At 69.1% G+C, this 18226-nt stretch carries 19 protein-coding genes and 1 pseudogene; 9 read left to right on the top strand and 11 right to left on the bottom strand.

The genetic code is table 11. The features are described from left to right. Positions 1–123 precede the first annotated feature (123 nt). The 4 genes from ACIPC1_RS33100 to gap all read right to left on the bottom strand — a co-directional run bounded on the left by ACIPC1_RS33100 (position 124) and on the right by gap (position 5025). A complete protein-coding gene (locus ACIPC1_RS33100) occupies positions 124–1578 on the bottom strand; it encodes an MFS transporter (RefSeq protein ID WP_402523741.1) in 1455 nt (484 codons plus the stop codon). 58 nt (positions 1579–1636) lie between these two features. Continuing rightward, a complete protein-coding gene (ptlH, locus tag ACIPC1_RS33095) occupies positions 1637–2488 on the bottom strand; it encodes a 1-deoxypentalenic acid 11-beta-hydroxylase (protein ID WP_402523738.1) in 852 nt (283 codons plus the stop codon). Between the two features lie 141 nt (positions 2489–2629). Then, positions 2630–3826, bottom strand: coding sequence for a pentalenolactone synthase (gene penM, locus ACIPC1_RS33090; RefSeq protein ID WP_402523736.1), 1197 nt, complete (start codon positions 3824–3826; stop codon positions 2630–2632). Positions 3827–4020: 194 nt separating this feature from the next. Beyond that, positions 4021–5025, bottom strand: a complete 1005-nt coding sequence (gene gap, locus ACIPC1_RS33085; RefSeq protein ID WP_402523734.1) for a type I glyceraldehyde-3-phosphate dehydrogenase — start codon at positions 5023–5025, stop codon at positions 4021–4023. A gap of 161 nt (positions 5026–5186) precedes the next feature. On the opposite strand from gap, the gene ACIPC1_RS33080 reads away from it, so the two are divergent. The 3 genes from ACIPC1_RS33080 (at position 5187) to ACIPC1_RS33070 (ending at position 7626) form a co-directional block, all read left to right on the top strand. Beyond that, positions 5187–5624, top strand: a complete 438-nt coding sequence (locus ACIPC1_RS33080) for a MarR family winged helix-turn-helix transcriptional regulator (RefSeq protein WP_402523730.1) — start codon at positions 5187–5189, stop codon at positions 5622–5624. A 963-nt stretch (positions 5625–6587) separates the two neighbouring features. Further along, positions 6588–6995 (top strand): CoA-binding protein, encoded by a 408-nt coding sequence (locus ACIPC1_RS33075; protein ID WP_402523727.1) that lies wholly within the window; start codon positions 6588–6590, stop codon positions 6993–6995. Between the two features lie 190 nt (positions 6996–7185). Further along, the gene (locus ACIPC1_RS33070) at positions 7186–7626 is read left to right on the top strand and encodes a GNAT family N-acetyltransferase (protein WP_402523724.1); all 441 of its coding nucleotides are present in this window, start codon (positions 7186–7188) and stop codon (positions 7624–7626) included. 645 nt (positions 7627–8271) lie between these two features. Here ACIPC1_RS33070 and ACIPC1_RS33065 read toward each other — a convergent pair. Further along, positions 8272–8391 (bottom strand): annotated as a pseudogene (locus tag ACIPC1_RS33065) (alpha/beta hydrolase); the annotation flags it as partial. A 142-nt stretch (positions 8392–8533) separates the two neighbouring features. Here ACIPC1_RS33065 and ACIPC1_RS33060 point away from each other — a divergent pair. The 3 genes from ACIPC1_RS33060 (at position 8534) to ppk2 (ending at position 10909) form a co-directional block, all read left to right on the top strand. Next, positions 8534–9688, top strand: coding sequence for an anion permease (locus ACIPC1_RS33060; protein ID WP_402523721.1), 1155 nt, complete (start codon positions 8534–8536; stop codon positions 9686–9688). An 18-nt stretch (positions 9689–9706) separates the two neighbouring features. Further along, positions 9707–9937, top strand: a complete 231-nt coding sequence (locus ACIPC1_RS33055) for a hypothetical protein (RefSeq protein ID WP_402523719.1) — start codon at positions 9707–9709, stop codon at positions 9935–9937. Positions 9938–10018: 81 nt separating this feature from the next. Then, the gene (gene ppk2, locus ACIPC1_RS33050) at positions 10019–10909 is read left to right on the top strand and encodes a polyphosphate kinase 2 (protein WP_402523717.1); all 891 of its coding nucleotides are present in this window, start codon (positions 10019–10021) and stop codon (positions 10907–10909) included. Between the two features lie 157 nt (positions 10910–11066). On the opposite strand, the gene ACIPC1_RS33045 is transcribed toward ppk2, so the two are convergent. Further along, the gene (locus ACIPC1_RS33045) at positions 11067–11426 is read right to left on the bottom strand and encodes an ArsR/SmtB family transcription factor (RefSeq protein WP_384377752.1); all 360 of its coding nucleotides are present in this window, start codon (positions 11424–11426) and stop codon (positions 11067–11069) included. Between the two features lie 62 nt (positions 11427–11488). Between ACIPC1_RS33045 and ACIPC1_RS33040 the strand changes: the two genes are divergently transcribed. Continuing rightward, complete coding sequence (locus ACIPC1_RS33040; RefSeq protein ID WP_402523715.1) at positions 11489–12619, top strand: cation diffusion facilitator family transporter; 1131 nt, start codon at positions 11489–11491, stop codon at positions 12617–12619. Positions 12620–12626: 7 nt separating this feature from the next. Here ACIPC1_RS33040 and ACIPC1_RS33035 read toward each other — a convergent pair whose 3' ends face one another. Both ACIPC1_RS33035 and ACIPC1_RS33030 read right to left on the bottom strand, forming a co-directional pair. Then, the gene (locus ACIPC1_RS33035; RefSeq protein WP_402523713.1) at positions 12627–13184 is read right to left on the bottom strand and encodes a YbaK/EbsC family protein; all 558 of its coding nucleotides are present in this window, start codon (positions 13182–13184) and stop codon (positions 12627–12629) included. Between the two features lie 34 nt (positions 13185–13218). Beyond that, positions 13219–13800: an XRE family transcriptional regulator gene (locus ACIPC1_RS33030; RefSeq protein ID WP_402523711.1), complete on the bottom strand. Its 582-nt coding sequence runs from the start codon at positions 13798–13800 to the stop codon at positions 13219–13221. 93 nt (positions 13801–13893) lie between these two features. On the opposite strand from ACIPC1_RS33030, the gene ACIPC1_RS33025 reads away from it, so the two are divergent. Further along, positions 13894–14751, top strand: a complete 858-nt coding sequence (locus ACIPC1_RS33025) for an EamA family transporter (protein WP_402523708.1) — start codon at positions 13894–13896, stop codon at positions 14749–14751. 1 nt (position 14752) lies between these two features. Here ACIPC1_RS33025 and ACIPC1_RS33020 read toward each other — a convergent pair whose 3' ends face one another. Continuing rightward, positions 14753–15550, bottom strand: coding sequence for an acyltransferase (locus ACIPC1_RS33020; protein WP_402523706.1), 798 nt, complete (start codon positions 15548–15550; stop codon positions 14753–14755). A gap of 130 nt (positions 15551–15680) precedes the next feature. Between ACIPC1_RS33020 and ACIPC1_RS33015 the strand changes: the two genes are divergently transcribed. Beyond that, positions 15681–16214, top strand: a complete 534-nt coding sequence (locus tag ACIPC1_RS33015; RefSeq protein ID WP_402523704.1) for a gamma carbonic anhydrase family protein — start codon at positions 15681–15683, stop codon at positions 16212–16214. Between the two features lie 420 nt (positions 16215–16634). On the opposite strand, the gene ACIPC1_RS33010 is transcribed toward ACIPC1_RS33015, so the two are convergent. Beyond that, the gene (locus ACIPC1_RS33010; protein WP_402523701.1) at positions 16635–17300 is read right to left on the bottom strand and encodes a DedA family protein; all 666 of its coding nucleotides are present in this window, start codon (positions 17298–17300) and stop codon (positions 16635–16637) included. A gap of 391 nt (positions 17301–17691) precedes the next feature. After that, positions 17692–18144: a DUF4442 domain-containing protein gene (locus tag ACIPC1_RS33005; protein ID WP_402523699.1), complete on the bottom strand. Its 453-nt coding sequence runs from the start codon at positions 18142–18144 to the stop codon at positions 17692–17694. Positions 18145–18226: the final 82 nt, after the last annotated feature.

Raw genomic sequence — 18226 nt, 5'->3', positions numbered from 1 at the left:
GCTGTCCTTGTCTGTAAGTGCACCTGACTGTCTCCGCTTCTGCGCGCGGGTACGCCGAAGGACGGCGCACCGTTGCCAACGAGAAGGTCTGGATCAGATCGCGCCGTTCGAGGGAGGCGGGTGTCAGCTGGGGTCGGGGAGCTTCAGGCTGATCACGAGAACGATCACCGAGAAACACGCCAACAGGGCGAGGACGAGCACGGCTGCCGACGCCGTCGACAGCGAATCGGCCAGGGAGATGTAGAGGGTTCCGCCGACGGTCGCACCCAGCGCCGTCGCCATCTGCTGGCTGGTCACCAGCACACCGCTGCCCATGCCGGCCTGCGCGGAGGGTACGTCGGCGAGGATCATCCGGAACAGTGTGGGGCCGATCAGTGCCGCGCCCACGCCGAAGAAGGCGATCCCGACGAGCACGAGCGCCAGGGAGGGATGCGGCCAGCCGAGCCAGACCACCAGCGCCAGCAGCAGCAGGCTCGCGCCCTGGACGAGGCTGCCCAGGGTGACGATCCGGCCGCCCAGGGCCGCGGCGATTTTCGGGGTGAACCGCGCCACCACGAAGAACGCCACGGCGAACGGCGCCAGTCCCGCTCCGGAGGCGAGCCCGTCGAGGCCGAAGTGACCCTGCGCAACCAGCGCGTAGACGAACAGGAAGGCGCCGAAGCCGGCCGAGAACGGCACCATCGCCGCCAGCCCTTGGCGCATCCCCGGATGGGACAGCACCGACGGGGACAGCAGTGGTGAGCCGCCCCGCGCCTCCAGTCCGCGTTCGACCCGCACCAGCGCCAGCGCCGCCGCCGCGGCGACCACGAGCGACGACCACAGCCACAGCGGCCAGCCCAGGTCGGGACCCGCCACGACCACGGCCAGGACACAGACCATGGCGACACCGAACAGCACGGTGCCCAGCGGGTCGAAGCCCGGCTTCGCGTCGGCCCTGGTCGCGGGGACCCGCCGGACGGCCAGCAGTGCGGCCACTCCGATCGGCACATTGATCACGAAGACCGACCGCCAGCCGAGACCGGCGACGTCCAGCGAGACCAGCAGCCCGCCCAGGATCTGCCCGGTGACCATGCCGAGGCCCGCGGTCGCGCCGTACATGCCGATCGCTCGGGCCCGCGCCTGGCCCTGGGTGACCGCCTGGATCGTGGCCAGCACCTGCGGTACGAGCATGGCGGCGGCCGCGCCCTGCGCGAGGCGGGCCGCGACGAGGAACTCGATGGTCGGGGCGAGTCCGCACAGCGCCGAGGTGATGGTGAACGCCGCGAGTCCGTAGGCGTACAGGCGCCGTCTGCCGAAGGCATCGCCCAGCCGTCCGCCCAGCACCAGGCCGAGGGCGTAGGTGAGGCCGTAGCCGGACACCACCAGCTCCAGTGCGGCGGCGCCGCCGTGCAGGTCGTCACTGATCGAGCTCAACGCCACATTGACGATGGAGGCATCGACGATGGACAGGGCGTATCCCGTGAGCACCACCACGAGGGCGATGCCGCTGAGTCCCTCGGCGACTGGTTCCGTGCCGACCGAGGGCTCCGGTGTCGCGTTGGGCTCCTTCAGAGGGGGGAGACCCTCGCGTTTCGTCATGCGCTGCCTACCAGGCGTTCGTGGGGGGACGGTTGAAGCGGGTGCGGGGGTGACAACGTCACTCGGTGGCGGTGGGGGTGCCGGTGATCTTCGACAGGATTCCCTTGGAGGGGTCCTTCGCGGACTCCGGCCAGGGGGTCAGGGAGTTGAACCCGCGGTGCGAGGAGGCGGGCTGGATACGGGTGTCCATCGACATCCGCATGCCGGCCGGGTCCGCCGAGACGTTCGGGATGGACTTGTGACACATGAAGGCGTGGAAGATGAGCACGTCGCCCGGTTCCATGGGCGAGAACAACAGCTGCTCGTCCGCGCCGAACTCCTCCGCAGGGATACCGCGCACGGCGTGGCCGAAGCGGCGGAAGTTCTCGGTGACGACGTGCTCGCGCAGGCCCTTCTTGTGGCTGCCGTCGGCGACGGCGACGCCGCCTATGCCACGGGTCGTCGCGAGCAGCGGCGTCCAGGCGGTGCGGAAGTCCTTGTTCGGGCCGATGTAGAAGCCGTCCTGGTGCAGCGGCGTCAGGAAGCTCGGATCCGCGGAGCCCGCGGCGGAGGGGTAGTAGCGGATCGTCGTCGACTTGAAGACGAAGACGGGCTCGCCGAGGGCCTTCTCCCAGACCTTGAGGGTCGAAGGGTGGTTCCACAGGTCGTCGTACTTGACGTAGTCGTGCATCGCCACCTCGTCCACCGCCTCGAAGGACTCGATGGTGAGGGTGTCGAGCGTGGTGCCGGGGGCGGCGTGGCCGAGTGCTATCAGGCCCTCGAGCATCTGCTCGGCGGCGGTCCGCACGAGTTCAGGGTCCAGAGCGCCGCGCAGATAGAGGTAGCCGTGCTCGTCGTAGAACCGGTCCAGGGCCTCACGGTCGTCGAGAAGAGGCGTGCAGTCGACGTAGTCGCTGAAAGTGTCCGTCATGGTTTCTTGTCCTCGTGACGTCTGTGCGTGGGAGGGGAGGAGCGCCAAACATCCGGGCGGGCCGACGGCTTGGATCGTGCGGTTCCTACCGCCTGTGACCATGAACGGCGGACGGCTGTGTTGTCGCTCGTGCAATACCACTCAGAAGATGATGGGGAGTTCGTCGAACCCGCCGGTGATCCGGTGCTCCTGCCAGCGCAGTGACTCCTCGGGTACCGCGAGCCGCAGGTTGGGCAGTCTGCGGAACAGCCGCTCGAACACCGCGGTCAGCTCGATCCGGGCCAGCACGCGGCCGATGCAGTGCCGGGTGCCGTGCCCGAATGCCATGTGCGACTTGGGCTTGACCCGGTCCACGTCGAACAGGTCGCTGTCGGGGAACGCCCGGCCGTCGATGTTGGCCGCGCCGATGGCCAGCATCACCGCGTCTCCGGTGCGGATCACTGTCCTGCCGACGGTGATGTCGCTGTGCGCGTAGCGGGGTATCAGCGCGTTGGATCCCTTGCCGCCGACGGCCAGGCGCAGGATCTCCTCGACCGCGGACGGTGCGAGTTCGGGCTTCTCGGCCAGCAGGGCACGCTGAGCCGGATTGCGCAGCAGCAGGAGAACGCCCAGGTCGATGCGCACGATGGTGGTCTCGTAGCCGAACAGCAGCACGGCGTTACCCAGCTGGGCAATCTCCGCGTCGGACAACGCGCCGTCCTTCTCGGCGATCAGCTCGGACAGGATGTCGTCGCCCGGCTCGATTCGCTTGCGCGCCACCAGTTCCATCATGTAGTCGACGACCTGTTGAAAGGTGTTCGCCGAGTGCTGGTTGTCGCTCTGGTCGAATGTGCCTCGCGCCCACTGCCCGAACCGCTCCCGGTCGGCCAACGGCACGCCGAGCAGATCGCAGACCACCATGGTCGGCAACGGGAACGACAGCGCGTGGTGCAGGTCGACCGGCGAAGTGCCGACGGCCAACTGGTCGAGCAGGTCGTCCACGTGGTGCTCGATCCGGGTCTTCATCAGGCGCATCCGGCGCGTGGAGAACCGGGGCACGAGCAACTCGCGCATCTGCGGATGGTTGGTGGCCTCGGTGTCGTAGTCGTCCCCGGCCATCAGCGCCATCATGAAGCTCCTGGCCGCGCTCTTGACCGACGTCTCCGGGTGGGGATTGCTGAGACCGAGTCGACGGTCGGCGAGGAGTGCCTTCACCTCGTCGTAGCGGGTGACCAGCCAGGCATCTTCACCGGCGGTCCGCACCCTGGCGATCGGTCCATCCTGCTGCAATGCGCGCATCTGGGGCGCGATGCCGAGGATGGCGGGGTTGTCGAAAGGTAATCGCGGAAGTTCGTTCATGTGGTCATTCCTCGTGAGCGTCATGCAGGAAGTGGCGTCGTGCAGGGCATTCGTCGGGTATCCGGGCACGGCGACGGCATCGGTGGCGTCGGGTGCGGGCGCGCCGGTCCACGGAGCGCTGAAGCGGCGGCCGCCGTTTCGGCGGACGGCTGTTGCTGACGTGCGGACGGTGCAGACCCCGGGTCGGCGAGAAACTACAAGGACGACCCGACGAGCAGTGCCAGGTCGATCAGGCGGTTCGAGTAGCCCCACTCGTTGTCGTACCAGCCGACGACCTTGACCTGCGGGCCGGACACCCGGGTGAGCCCGGCGTCGAAGACACAGGAGGCCGGGTCGCCCACGATGTCGGTGCTGACCAACGGCGCGTCCACGGAGGACAGCAAGCCCTTGTACGGTCCCGAGGCCGCCGCCGCGTACGCCTCATTCACCTCGTCCACAGTGGTGCCACGGCTGGTGACGACGGTGAGGTCGGTGACCGAGCCGGTGGGGACGGGCACCCGCAGGGCGAAGGCGTCCAACCGACCGGCGAGTTCCGGCAGGACAAGGCCGATGGCCTTGGCGGCGCCACTGGAGGTGGGCACGATGTTCAGGGCCGCGGCGCGGGCCCGGCGCAGGTCCGTGTGCGGGGCGTCCTGGAGGTTCTGGTCCTGCGTGTAGGCGTGGACCGTGGTCATCATGCCGGAGTCGATGCCGACGGCGTCGTGCAGCACCTTGGCCAGTACGGCGAGACAGTTGGTGGTGCAGGAGGCGTTGGAGATGATGGTGTGGCGCTCGGGGTCATAGGCACCGTCGTTGACGCCCAGCACCACCGTGATGTCCTCGCCGCTGGCCGGAGCGGCGATGATGACCTTCTTCGCTCCGCCTTCGACATGTGAGCGCGCCCTCGCGGCGTCGGTGAAGATGCCGGTGGACTCGATCACGATGTCCACTCCCAGGTCACCCCAGGGCAGGGCGCCCGGGTCGCGCTCGGCGAGAACCTTGACCGTCCGGTCACCCACGCGGATCGCGCCCGGCTCGGCGGTGATCTCCTCGGGGAAGCGTCCCAGAATCGAGTCATAGGCGAGCAGGTGAGCCATCGTGGGCACGTCGCCCAGGTCGTTGACGGCGACGATCTCCAGCTCCGACGTCCGCGCCGCCGCCGCACGGAAGACGTTGCGACCGATGCGCCCGAAGCCGTTGATCCCGATCCGCACAGTCATTGGTGTGTTCCTCACCTAGCGCTCTACCAGTCCGTTGACGCGCCGTTGCGCCAGGTGCAATCCAAACCGTGCACCTGGACGAGGCGCCGGCATGCGATCGATAACGAGCTTATATAAGTCTGCGATACATTTCCAGAGTGCCTTCTACGCAGCGTTCTCACATGAACACGGACTTGGATGTCGGTGACCTCACCAGGGCGATCGAGAACTTCAACCGCTACTACATCCGGCTTCCCGCGGTGCAGAAGCTGTCGTTCACGACACTGTCCGTGCTGGACACACTGGCCCACAGCGGTCCCAAGCGGCTTACCGAGCTGGCCAGAACCGAGCAGATCAGCCAGCCAGGACTCACCCAACTGGTCACCCGCCTCGAACGCGACGGTCTCGTGGAACGCCGCTCCGACCCGGCGGATGGACGCGCCGTCCTCGTCCACATCACCGACTCCGGCCGAAAGATCGGCCACGTCCGGCACGAGGACCGGGGCCGTCATCTGACCCCGCTGATCGACCAGTTGACGGCCACGGAGCGACAGGCGATCGCTGCGGCTCTGCCCGCCCTGACCCGCCTGGCGAAACTCGGGACCGATGCCGGACCGTAGGGCTCATCCGTTTCTCGAACGTGCCGGCCACACCCACCAACCGACGGCGATTGAGGGCATTCCCCCGTAGAAATGGACACCATTTCGTATCGCTGCGCGCCAAGTGTGTCGGCGGTTGACGCGAGTTCGCGGTCGCCGGGAGATGTCTGTGCGGCTGCCGAGTGCCGTCGTGCGGTGTTGTGTCCGGTGACCAGCGGGTCGGTATGGAAGTTGGCGCCGGACAGGCTGCCGCGGGTGACCGCGGCAGCCTTGAGCGCGTCGCGACCAGTTCAGTGCGCAACGCGGTCGGCGTTGGATCGCCCGGCGAGGCGCGCGAGGAGCAGTCCACGACCGCCGCCAAGTACAAGAACTCGCCGTCGCCGACGGCAAGATGGATGACGTCGGAATCTTGAACCCGCACATGATGTGCAGCCGCCCGGCGTTGTAGAGGCCGGTGACCCAAGTGGCGGTCCTGATGCGTGCCTAAGGGCTGTCCCGTAATCCCCGGCGGGCGCACGACGACAGCTACGGCACCTCGCCGCGTTGTCGGATCGCCCGAATACACCCAGCATGAGGACGACCCTCCGCCTTGCGATGCACCGCATCTGACGGCGCGCGCTGATCCACCGGCGATTACGGGACAGCCCTTAGGCGACGTGCACCCGACCGCAGATCGGCTGAAACCAGGTGTCGAGATCAGCAAATTCGTGGCACCTCCAACCGCCCCGCCCTTTGGAGTCAGTCGGCCTCACGTGGACCCCACATCCCCACGCAACCCGGTCCGGTAATTCCTGTCCAGTGGCTGTCCTTGAACACTGGCGGAATTGCAATCGACAAACCCGGGTGCCCCAGTACTGTCTTGACATCTCCGACTCCGGCTCCGCAGCAACTCGTCGCCGGCGGCGGTGGCCGCGAGGAATTACCGCGCTCCGCCCGCTGTTCTTCGGCGCAGCAGCCCTTGCACGAATCCCAAGGAGGCCGAGCGTGTACGCCGACCCAGCAACGATCCGCAAGATCCTCACCGAGCTCGGCGACACCTGGGCGATCGTCGGCCTGTCGTCGAACCAGCGGCGTGCGGCATATGGCGTCGCCGATGTCCTCCAGCGCTTCGGCAAGCGCGTCGTGCCGGTGCATCCGAAAGCGGAGACGGTCCACGGCGAGCTGGGGTATCCCTCCCTGGAAGCGATCCCCTTCGATATCGACGTCGTCGACGTATTTGTCAACAGCGACCTCGCCGGCCCCATCGCCGACGAGGCAATCACCATCGGCGCCAAGGCCGTCTGGTACCAACTCGGCGTCGTGGACGAAGCCGCGTACGACCGCACCCGCGCAGCCGGCCTCGACATGGTCATGGACCGCTGCCCGGCCATCGAGATCCCACGACTCGGCTGACCGGCCCGGGTCACGAAGTAACGGGGACACGGGGACACGGGGACACGTCCATACGAAACGGAATCACGCCTGCGGGCACTGTCCAGGTCGATGTCGTGAACGTCTTCGACGGCCGGCTGCGCCGACCCCCAACTGCCGTGAGCGGCGAAATCAGTTGACACCTGTCGCCCCTCACGGGTTCCCTGCTCCGGTGTCCACCCTTCGTATCGAGCAGCCGGACGACGAGGCCCGTCTCAAGGACTGGCAGTACGTCCACAATGTGATCGTCCCGCCCGCCGCCCTGTCCCTCGACGACGTCCGGGAACGCGTCCGGCGCTACCACCTTGAGGTCGCCTACCTCGGCGACGCCCTGGTCGGCTGCACGACGGTACGTCCGCCCACGGACGACACCGCCACCGCCACGGTGATCGCCCGGGTACTCGCCGAACACCGTGGTCAGGGCTTCGGCGAGCAGCTCTACACACACGGCCTCGACCAGGCACGCGCGGGGGGAGCCGAAGTGATCGAGACCGTCGTCCTGGCCTCCAACGAGGACGGGCTGCGGTTCGCCGAGAAGCACGGGTTCGTCGAAATCGAGCGGTACTCGCTGCCGGGAGACACCGTCCAGTGGATCGACCTGCGGCTGGCCTGAGGAGTCAGTGTTCCTCGCCGAGGAACGTGGTGACGGCCTCCGTGAAGCGGCGGGGGTCGGCGCGCCACGGAAAGTGACCGGCGCCCGGCACCACGACTGTCTCCGCCTCGCGGAACAACGGCGATCGAGGCGGCCACGTGGGGAAGCGGGCCCCTGTCCAGTTCGCCCACGAGGACCAGAACCCATGCCTCCCCCACGGCGACGAGCGGCGCGGGCTCCGCCCGGGTCGAAGGCACCAGGAGACATGTACTGATCCGCGGCCCCTTCGTTGGACTGCTCGACGTCGGTCGCGGCGTGCGCCTGAGCTTCCGCGTCCCCACAGCCGCCGTAGAAGAACGGCGCGACGGCATCCCAGTCGGCGTCGGCCACGGAGCCGGCCCGGATCCGCTCGCAGGATTCGTTCGCATCAGCGAACCATGGCTCGTCCTCTCGCGGCGCGACCCCCTCCGGGCGGTGCTCTTCGGTACGTCGACGCCCAGGGCGCGCGCTCGGCCGGTGACGAGCGTGCGGGTGCGGACTCGCCCCGGGTGCGGGCCGCGTAGAGAAGGGCCGCGTCGCCGCCCGCCCGCCGAGTGGGCGAGAAGAAATGCGCTCAAGCCCGAGGTGCGCGCGGAGGGCCTCGACGTCGGTGACCTGCCGGTCGCAGCGGTACGTCGCCGGGTCGGCCGGAGTGCCGGAGGCGCCGGTGCCCCGCAGATCAAGCACGATCAGCGGGCGATGCCTGGACAGTCCGCCGAGATAACCGAGGGAGGCGGAGGCGCGCATCGGGCCACCGGGCAGGCAAAGCACCGGTTCGCCCGCGCCCACGACGTGACGGGCCGCAAACAGATGTTCACCTTTACCCGGCCATACTCGGGCTTTGCCTCAGGTTAGCCACGTGTACAGATGCGATTGCTTCCATCGAAGAATGGACCACATCACGTTCCTCGTGGCGGTCGTCATCGTCACTGCGCTGGCATTCGACTTCACGAACGGATTCCATGACACGGCGAACGCGATGGCCACGTCCATCGCCACCGGTGCGCTCAAACCGCGCACAGCGGTCCTGATCAGCGGCGTCCTGAACGTCGGCGGAGCCTTCCTCTCCACCGAGGTCGCCAAGACGATCTCCGGCGGCATCGTCGACGACACCCTGGTCACGCCGGGCATGATCTTCGCGGGACTGATCGGGGCGATCCTGTGGAATCTGATGACCTGGCTCGTCGGGCTTCCGTCCAGTTCCTCGCACGCCCTGTTCGGCGGGCTGATCGGGGCGGTGTGGGTCGGCGCGGGTGAGCGCGGCGTGCACTTCGACATGGTGGTCCAGAAGATCCTGATCCCGGCCGTGGCCTCGCCCCTGGTGGCGGGCATCGCCGCTCTGCTGGCCACCTACTTCGCGTACAGGATCACCGCACGGGCCCGCGAGAAGTCGGTGACCGAGGGATTCCGGCTCGGTCAGATCGCCTCGGCCTCGCTGGTCTCGCTGGCGCACGGCACCAATGACGCGCAGAAGACGATGGGCGTGATCACACTGACCCTGATCTCGGCCGGGGCGCTGGGTCACAACGCAGGTCCCCCGGTGTGGGTGATCGCTTCGGCCGGTCTGGCCATCGGGCTCGGCACCTACATCGGCGGCTGGCGGATCATCCGCACCATGGGCAAAGGCCTCACCGACATCCAGTCACCCCAGGGCTTCGCCGCCGAGGCCGCCTCCACGACGGTGATCCTCACCTCGGCCCACCTGGGTTTCGCGCTCTCCACCACACAGGTCTGCTCGGGCGGCATCCTCGGCGCCGGTCTGGGCAGGCGTCTGGCAGAGGTCCGCTGGGGCACCGCGGGCCGCATGGTGATCGCCTGGATGGTCACCCTGCCCGCCGCTGCGCTGGTCGGCGGGGTCTCCGCGAGCGTCGTGAAGCACGGCGGGAACCTCGGCACCGCGGTGATCGCACTCGTGGCCCTGGCCGTCGCCGCGGTCATCGTGATCGCCTCGCGCCGCAACCCGGTGAGCGCCAAAAACGTGAACGACGCCCACGAGGTCACCGTCCGCAGCACGACGCCGGCCGATGTCGGCACGGCCGCCTAACCACGGGGAGTTCTGGACATGCATCTCGACTGGAGCGCACTCGGCGAGGTAGCCGCGGTGAGTACGGGAGTCACCGTCGCGGTGGTCGTCGTCTTCGCCCTCGGCGTGCTGGGCCTCGCCCGCGTCGAGTCCGCGCGTGAGGGCGACGGCACCCACACCCTGGGGTTCGCCCAGGCCGGGATCTGCTTCCTGGCCTGCGCGGCCGTGGTGGCGTACGGAATCTATCTGATCGTGCCGCGGTTCCACTGACGTCTGACACTGGAGCTGGGCACGGGCACTGGCACTGGCACTGGCACTGGCACTCAAGCACCGGGAGAAGGGAAGGCTGACATGACACCACTGATGGCGGGGATGCGGGTCGACTACAGCGACCACGACGACCCCGTGCTGATCCGCCCTGACGGCAGCCCGGTAGATACCTGGCGGGAGAACTACCCCTACCCGGAGCGCATGGAGCGCAAGGAGTACGACTGGCACAAGCGCCTCCAGCAGATAGAACTGCTGAAGTTGCAGAGCTGGATAAAGGAGTCCGGGCGACGGCTCGTCATCGTCTTCGAGGGACGGGACGCGGCCGGCAAGGGCGGCACCATCAAGCGGTTCACCGAGCACCTCAATCCGCGTGGCGCACGGGTCGTGGCCCTTGAGAAGCCGACCGAGCGCGAGCGCGGGCAGTGGTACTTCCAGCGGTACGTGGAGCATCTGCCGACCGCGGGCGAGATAGTGATGTTCGACCGGTCCTGGTACAACCGGGCCGGCGTCGAGCGTGTCATGGGCTTCGCCACGGACGACGAGTACCGGCGCTTCATGCGACAGGCCCCCGCGTTCGAGCGGATGCTGGTAGACGACGGTGTGGACCTGATCAAGTTCTGGTTCTCGGTCTCACAGGGCGAGCAGCGCACCCGTTTCACCATCCGCCAGGTCGACCCCGTACGGCAGTGGAAGCTGAGCCCCATGGACCTCGCCTCGCTGGACCGCTGGGACGACTACACCGCCGCCAAGGTCGCCATGTTCCGCGAGACGGACACCGAACAGGCGCCCTGGACCGTGGTGAAGAGCAACGACAAGAAGCGGGCCCGCGTCGAGGCCATGCGCAGCGTCCTCGCCCGCTTCGACTACACCGACAAGGACATGGAGGTCGTCGGCAGCCCCGACCCGAGCATCGTGGGCGCGGCGGCGAACCTGCTGGAGGAGGGCGAGGACGACACCGCCCACGTCTTCTGACGCGTACGCCGACCCGCTCGTAGCAATCTCAGTCAATCTCAGTCGTGAACCCGACCGGTCGTAGCGCTTGCCGTGAACCCGACGGGTCGTAGCCATCTCAGCCGTGAACAGGCCGGTCGTAGCCATCTCAGCCGTGAACCGGCCGGTCGCAGCGCTCTCAGTCGTGAACCGGCCGGTCGTTGAGGCGGTGGTCGGCGAGGCTCAGCGCCTCGTCGACCACCCGGCGCAGGTGACCGTCGCCGAGTGAGTAGATCACCCGGCGGCCTTCCTTCCGGGTGTTCACGAGCCCGGCGAGACGGAGCCGGGCCAGGTGCTGGCTGACGGCGGGCCGGGCGGCCCCACAGGCCTCCGTCAGTGTGGTGACGTCGGCTTCTCCGCCGGTCAGGGCATGCAGCAGGGCGAGGCGAGTCCGGTCACCGAGCAGTGCGAGAAGTTCCGCCGCGAGCGCGAACTGTTCCTCGGCAGGGGTGCGCGGATGCGCATCATGTGCAGGTGATAGGTGCATGCGTGCGCTCATACGCACATAATGGCTCCGTGGACGGTGCCGCGTCCACTCCCGCGCACCGGAGAGGGACCCACGTGAGCGACGAGCACCCCCACGACCACAGCCGCAGCCCCAGCCACAGCCACCCGCATGGCCAGGGTCACACCCACGATCACGACCACAGCCGCAGCCACCCTCATGGCCAGGCTCACACCCACGACCGCACCGAGGGCAACTCCCGCCACCTCCCGCACCGCCTACGCCACCTCCTCACCCCGCACTCCCACGAAGCCGCCGACAAACTCGACGCCGCCCTGGAGTCATCGGCAAGAGGCATGCGCGCCCTCTGGGTCTCCCTCGTCGTCCTCGGCGCAACCGCCGCCGCGCAAGCGGTCGTTGTCGTGCTCTCGGGGTCGGTCGCACTGCTCGGCGACACGGTGCACAACGCGGCGGACGCCCTCACCGCCGTGCCGCTCGGGATCGCCTTCGTGCTGGGCCGCCGCGCGGCGACGCGACGTTTCACCTACGGCTACGGCCGGGCGGAGGACCTCGCGGGCATCGTGATCGTGCTGACGATCGCCGCGTCCGCCGCCTTCGCGGCCTGGACGGCGGCCGACCGGCTTCTCAACCCCCGGCCGATGCACCACATCCCGGTCGTCGCCGTCGCCGCGGTCATCGGCTTCCTCGGCAACGAATGGGTTGCCCGCCACCGCATCCGCGTCGGCCGCGAGATCGGCTCCGCCGCACTGGTGGCGGACGGACTCCACGCCCGTACGGACGGATTCACCTCACTGGCCGTGCTGGTGGGCGCGGGCGGCGCGGCGCTCGGCTGGCAACTCGCCGACCCGCTGGTGGGGTTGGCGATCACGGCCGCGATCCTGCTGGTGCTGCGCGACGCCGCACGCGAGGTGTTCCGGCGCGTGATGGACGCGGTCGACCCGGCGATGGTCGACCGGGCCGAGGAGGCGCTGCGCGAGGTGCCGGGTGTGCACGGGGTGGGTGAGCTGCGACTGCGCTGGATCGGGCACCGGCTGCGCGCCGAGGTGGCGGTCGTGGTCGACGGCGAGGTGAGTGTGCGCCGGGCCCACGACATCGCCGTCGAGGCCGAACACGCCCTGCTGCACGCCGTACCGAAGCTCACCGCGGCCCTGGTCCACGCCGATCCGGCCCCGGCTCCGGGCGAGAGCGACCCCCATCTGCCGCTGGCGCATCACGCCACCGTCTGACCCGCCATCAGGCGACGCCGAGCCCCTCCAGCACCACCACATTGGGCAGTTCCGCGAACGCCTTCCCCGGCACCAGCAGCTTTCCGCGCCGCCGTCCGCTCCCCACCAGCACATACGGCAACTCGACGACCGCCGAGTCCACCAACACCTGCCAGTCGCCGGGGAGTCCGATGGGTGTGATGCCGCCGTACTCCATTCCGGTCTCCCCGGTCGCGATGTCCATCGGCGCGAACGAGGCCTTGCGGGCGCCGAGTTGGCGGCGGACCGCGCCGTTGACGTCGACGCGGGTCGCGGAGAGGACGACACATGCGGCGAGCGTGGTCTCGCCGCCGCGCTTGCCCGCGACGACCACGCAGTTGGCGGACTGGTCGAGCAGTTCCTTGCCGTAGTGCTCCAGGAAGGTCGCGGTGTCGGCCCAGGCGGGGTCCGTGTCGACGTAGACGATCCGGTCGGCGGGGGTGTCACCACGCCAGTCGCGTACGGCGTCGGCGACCGGGCTGGTGAGTTCGCCGAGGCAGTCGGGGGCGGGCGTGGCGTGGTCGAAGTGTCCGATCGGTGCGCGCATGATCGCACGCTAACAGCCGCGCGTGGGCCCTCGGTCAGGCGTCCCGGTGCACGCCCGGCACCGACACGGTCATGATCATTTCCATCGGCGCGTCACTGTCATTGCCGTACGTGTGAGGGGTGTTGGCCTCGAAGGAGGCACTGGCGCCTGCCGGTACGCGATGCTCGATGCCGTCGACCGTGAGGGTCAGCTCGCCCGCCGTGACATGGAGGAGTTCGACCGTGCCGGTGGGGTGCGGATCGGACGGGCTGCCCTCGCCGGGCATCAGCCGCCAGTCCCACATCTCCAGCGGCCCCGGTGCCTCGGTGCCCGCGAGAAGCCGGTTGTAACTGCCGGCGTCGGTGTGCCAGAGCCGTACGGCCTGGTCGGCCGGGACGATCCGGACCTTGGGGCCCTGTTCGTAGTCGAGGAGGGTGGTGATGCTGATGCCGAGCGCGTCACCGATCTTGACGACGGTGCCGAGGCTGGGGTTGGTCCTGGCCTGCTCGATCTGGATGAGCATGCCGCGGCTGACTCCGGCACGGGCGGCGAGCGCGTCCAGGGTGAAGCCGCGCTCGGTGCGCCAGCGCTTGACGTTGCGCGCCAGGGACTGGGTCAGCAGGTCGAGGTCCGACACATTCCGTCCAATATTCTGAATGACAGAGTTCAATTCATTGAACTATGGTGTGGTGCACCAGATTGTTCACCAAACTGTACTGCGAGGCACCTCATGACAGCACTCTTCGCCCTGGCCACCAGCCTCCTGTGGGGCATGGCGGACTTCGGCGGAGGTCTGCTGACCCGACGTATGCCCGCCCTCTCGGTGGTCGTTGCCTCGCAGACGATCGCGGCCGCCGTCCTCGGCGTGGTCGTGCTCGCCACCGGCGGCTGGAGCGAGGCCGGCCCGCAGTTGTGGTTCGCGGTGGCCGCGGGCCTGGTCGGTCCGGTCGCGATGCTCTCCTTCTACAAGGCGCTGGCGCTCGGCCCGATGGGCGTGGTCTCACCGCTCGGCTCACTGGGCGTCGCCGTACCGGTCGGCGTGGGTCTCGTCCTGGGCGAGCGTCCGGGGCTGCTCCAGTTCGCCGGCATCGCGGTCGCCGTCGTCGGGGTCGTGCTCGCGGGTGGGCCGCAGCTCAAGGGCGCCCCCGTCCAGAGGCAGGCGGTACTGCTCACCCTCCTCGCCGCCTTCGGCTTCGGCGCGGTGATGTCGCTGATCGCGGAGGCCTCGACGAACCTCACCGGCCTCTTCCTCGCCCTCTTCGTGCAGCGCGTGACCAATGTGGCGGCGGGCGGCACGGCCCTGTGCATCTCGGTGAAGCGCGGCGCCAAGGCCCTCCCCGAGGGCGGTCTCCCCTGGGTCCTGCTCCCGGCGCTCGCGTTCGTCGGTCTCGCCGATGTGGCGGCCAACGGCACGTACTCGATCGCCGCCCAGCACGGCCCGGTCACCGTCGCCGCGGTCCTCGCCTCGCTGTATCCGGTGGTCACCGCTCTGGCCGCACGCGGCATCCTCAGCGAACGGCTGCGCGGAGTCCAGGCGGCGGGCGCCGGCCTGGCCCTGGTCGGCACGGTCCTGCTGGCGACGGGCTGAGTCAGGTCTCGGTGCGTACGTCCCCGGGCGCACCCTGAGCGTCGAGGTCCAGCTCCGCCAGACGTGCCGCCGTCTCCTCGTCGAGTCCCGCCAGCGCCGACAACTGCTCCGGCGTCACGCCGTCGGGAATCGGCACCGGCGCCGGCGTCCGCAACGGCGGCTGCCACCCGCCCACCGGATCCCAGCGCCGTACGACCCGAGCGGGCGCCCCCGCCACAACAGCATGGTCCGGCACCTCACCTCGTACCACCGCACCGGCCGCCACCACCACGTTCCGCCCGATCCGCGCGCCCGGCAGGATCACCGCGCCGGTCCCGATCCAGCAGCCGGGCCCGATCTCCACCGGCTCCATTCGCGGCCACTGTTTCCCGATGGGCATGTGCGGATCGTCGTACGAGTGGTTCGTGGACGTGACGTACACATACGGCCCGAAGTAGCAGTCGCTGCCGATGGTGACCGTCGTGTCGGCGATGACATGGCTGCCGCGGCCGAGCACGACGCCGTCGCCGATGCGCAGGATCGGGTCGGGGCCGAGGTCGAGGTCGGGCATCAGGCCGGCGGTCAGCGTGACCTGTTCGCCGACGATGCAGTGGGAGCCGAGGTGGATCCAGGGTTCGCCGAAGACCGTGCCGAGTGGGAAGGCCAGTCTGGTACCTGTTCCCATCGCGCCGAAGCGGAGCCGTCCCGGGTGCGCGGCGGTGATCGCACCCGTGCGCTGTACCCAGGCCCAGCCCGCGTGGACGGCACGCTGCGCCAGGTGGCGCCGCCATGATGAGAACGTGTTCCTGTTCGTGGGCACCCGCACACGGTACTCAGCACGCAGTGCGCCGATGAGGTCGTACGGCTGTGATCTTCGCCCCACCCGGGCCCGCACCCGCTGGCATATCGATGGCATACGGTGCCCGTGAATCGACGAGAAGGAGACGGTGATGACGCAGCGGGCGCTGATCGCGGGGTTCGGCGGCAAGGAGCCGAAGGTGGACCCGGAGGCGTTCGCGGCGCCGATGTCCGTGGTGATCGGCGAGGTGACCCTGCACGCGGGGGCGAGCGTCTGGTACGGCGCGGTGCTGCGTGCCGAAGCCGGCCCGATCGTCATCGGCGCCGACAGCAACATCCAGGACAACTGCACCCTCCACGTCGACCCGGGCTTCCCCGTCACCGTCGGCGAGCGCGTCTCGGTCGGGCACAACGCGGTGATCCACGGCGCCACCCTCGAGGACGACTGCCTGATCGGGATGGGCGCGACGGTCCTCAATGGCGCGGTGATCGGCGCCGGTTCAATGGTCGCCGCGCAGGCACTGGTGCCGCAGGGCATGCGCGTGCCCCCGGGCTCGCTGGTCGCCGGCGTACCGGCCAAGGTCAGACGGGAACTGACCGCCGAGGAGCGCGAGGGAATCTCACTGAACGGCACACGGTACGCCGAGCGGGCGAAGGCGCACCGCGCGGTGCACGAGGGGAACTGACCGAGTCCGATCCGGTCGGAATCAGTCGGCGGCGGCCACCGGCACCCAGCCGATGCTTCAGCCGACTCGCGCCGACCGGGCATGAACCGGTCCGTAACATACGTCGGCACAACCGATCCCTCAGCCAGCGCGGCAACGTGACCCAGCCGACGCTCGCGCCGACCGGGCGCAAACCAGTCCGCAACGGACGCCCGCACAGGCGGCGCCTCAGCCAGCTCGGCAACCTCGCACCGACCCGACGTGAATCAGCCGACGACAGGCACCGACACAGCCGATGCCTCAGCCGACTCGGCTACCTCCCGCCGACCCGGCGTGACCCAGCCGACGCTCGCGCCGACCGGGCGCATACCGGTCCGCAACAGACGCCCGCACACCCGGTCCCTCAGCCGACTCGGCAACCTCTCACCGACCCGGCGTGAATCAGTCGGCGGCGGGTGCCGGCACGGGCGGTGCCTCGGCGACCTCGGCCGCCTCGTGTCGAGCCGTCGCCTTCTTCGCCTTGCGGCGCACGACCAGCATCGAGGCGAGCCCGATGAGCACCGCGACGACCAGGCCGAAGTACGAGAAGCGCTTGAGCCAGTCCTCGGCGACCACGCCCACGTAGTAGACGACGGCGGTGGTGCCACCGGCCCAGATGATCCCGCCGAGGACGTTGGCGATCAGGAACTTCCAGTACGGCATCTTCAGCACGCCCGCGAGGGGGCCCGCGAAGATCCGCAGCAGGGCGATGAAACGGCCGAAGAAGACGGCCCACATGCCCCACTTCTCGAAGGACCGCTCGGCCGTCGCGACGTGGGCCTCGCCGAAATGCCTGGGGAACTTGGCGCCCAGCCAGGCAAGGAGTGGCCTACCGCCCTTGCGGCCGATGGCGTAGCCGATCGAGTCGCCGACGATCGCTCCCGCGGTGGCGCACGCCCCGAGGATGACCGGGTTGATCCCGGCGTGCTGCGAGGAGAGCAGCGCCGCGGAGACCAGGACGATCTCGCCGGGCAACGGGATGCCGAGGCTCTCCAGGGCGATGACCAGCCCGACCAGCGCATAAATGGCCGCCGCGGGCACCGTCTCTAGCCATTCCTGGACGTGCAACGCCGGTTCCTCCCGTTTCGCCCGCCCTGCGTTCGAAGCGAGCAGCGAGTGCGCGCCGGGCAGCGTCTCTGTTTGGCTTCGCGAGCCTAACTGTTGCTCAGGGACGGGAGCCAATCCCCTCCGACGGCGGCGAGGGCGGTGAGCCGACGACCGGGCGGCGTATGACGCGCTCACCTCCGGGGTCGTCCGCACCCGCAGGTCCCGCGCCGACGCTCCCAGCCACGAGGGCGCGGCGCCCAGCACCCAGTCGTGCCGCTCGGCATCCGTGCGCATCCCGACGACCCCGGCGACCCGGCACCGCTCCCCCACCCGCGGCGTGCCCGCTGAGAACCGCCCGACGCCCTTACCGCCTGGTCGAGTCACAGGTCCGGGGACGGGCCCGACGCTCGGCTCAGCCGTTCGGGCGCAGCGTCCACACGACGGTCATCTCACCGGTCACCGCACCGTCCCCGCGCTGGATGGCAACGGCGACGGGGAACTCGGGGCGCTGACCGGCGTCGAGTTCGGCGACGACGTCGACGGCGGGGCGGCCGAGCGTCGCGGTGGCCGTGAGGGGCCCCATCGCGAGCTTCTTGTACGCGATCTCGGCGCGGACGGCGAGCGGTACGGCGCGCGACAACTGGTCCCCGAACGCGGCGAGGACGATCGCCCCGCTCGCCGACTCCCCCAGCGTGAACATCGCTCCGGCGTGCGGGCCGCCGACATGATTGTGGTATTTGTCCTGGTCCGGCAGGGCCACCACGGCCTTCTCCGGCGTGGTCTCCAGGAACTCGAGGTTCAGGGTCCGGGCCATCGGCACGGTGGCGGCGAGCATCTCGCCGATCGACATCTGGTCTGCGCTCATAGCCGCATGTTACCCATGAGTAGCAACTCTTGACCAGCACCCTGGGCCGCTCGCAGGATCGTTCCGCCGCCTGTGCGGCCAG

This window comes from Streptomyces sp. NPDC087263 (assembly GCF_044744645.1).
GTDB lineage: Bacteria > Actinomycetota > Actinomycetes > Streptomycetales > Streptomycetaceae > Streptomyces.
The sequence above is the reverse complement of the archived record's forward strand: the minus strand, read 5'-3'. Positions and strand labels throughout refer to the sequence as shown.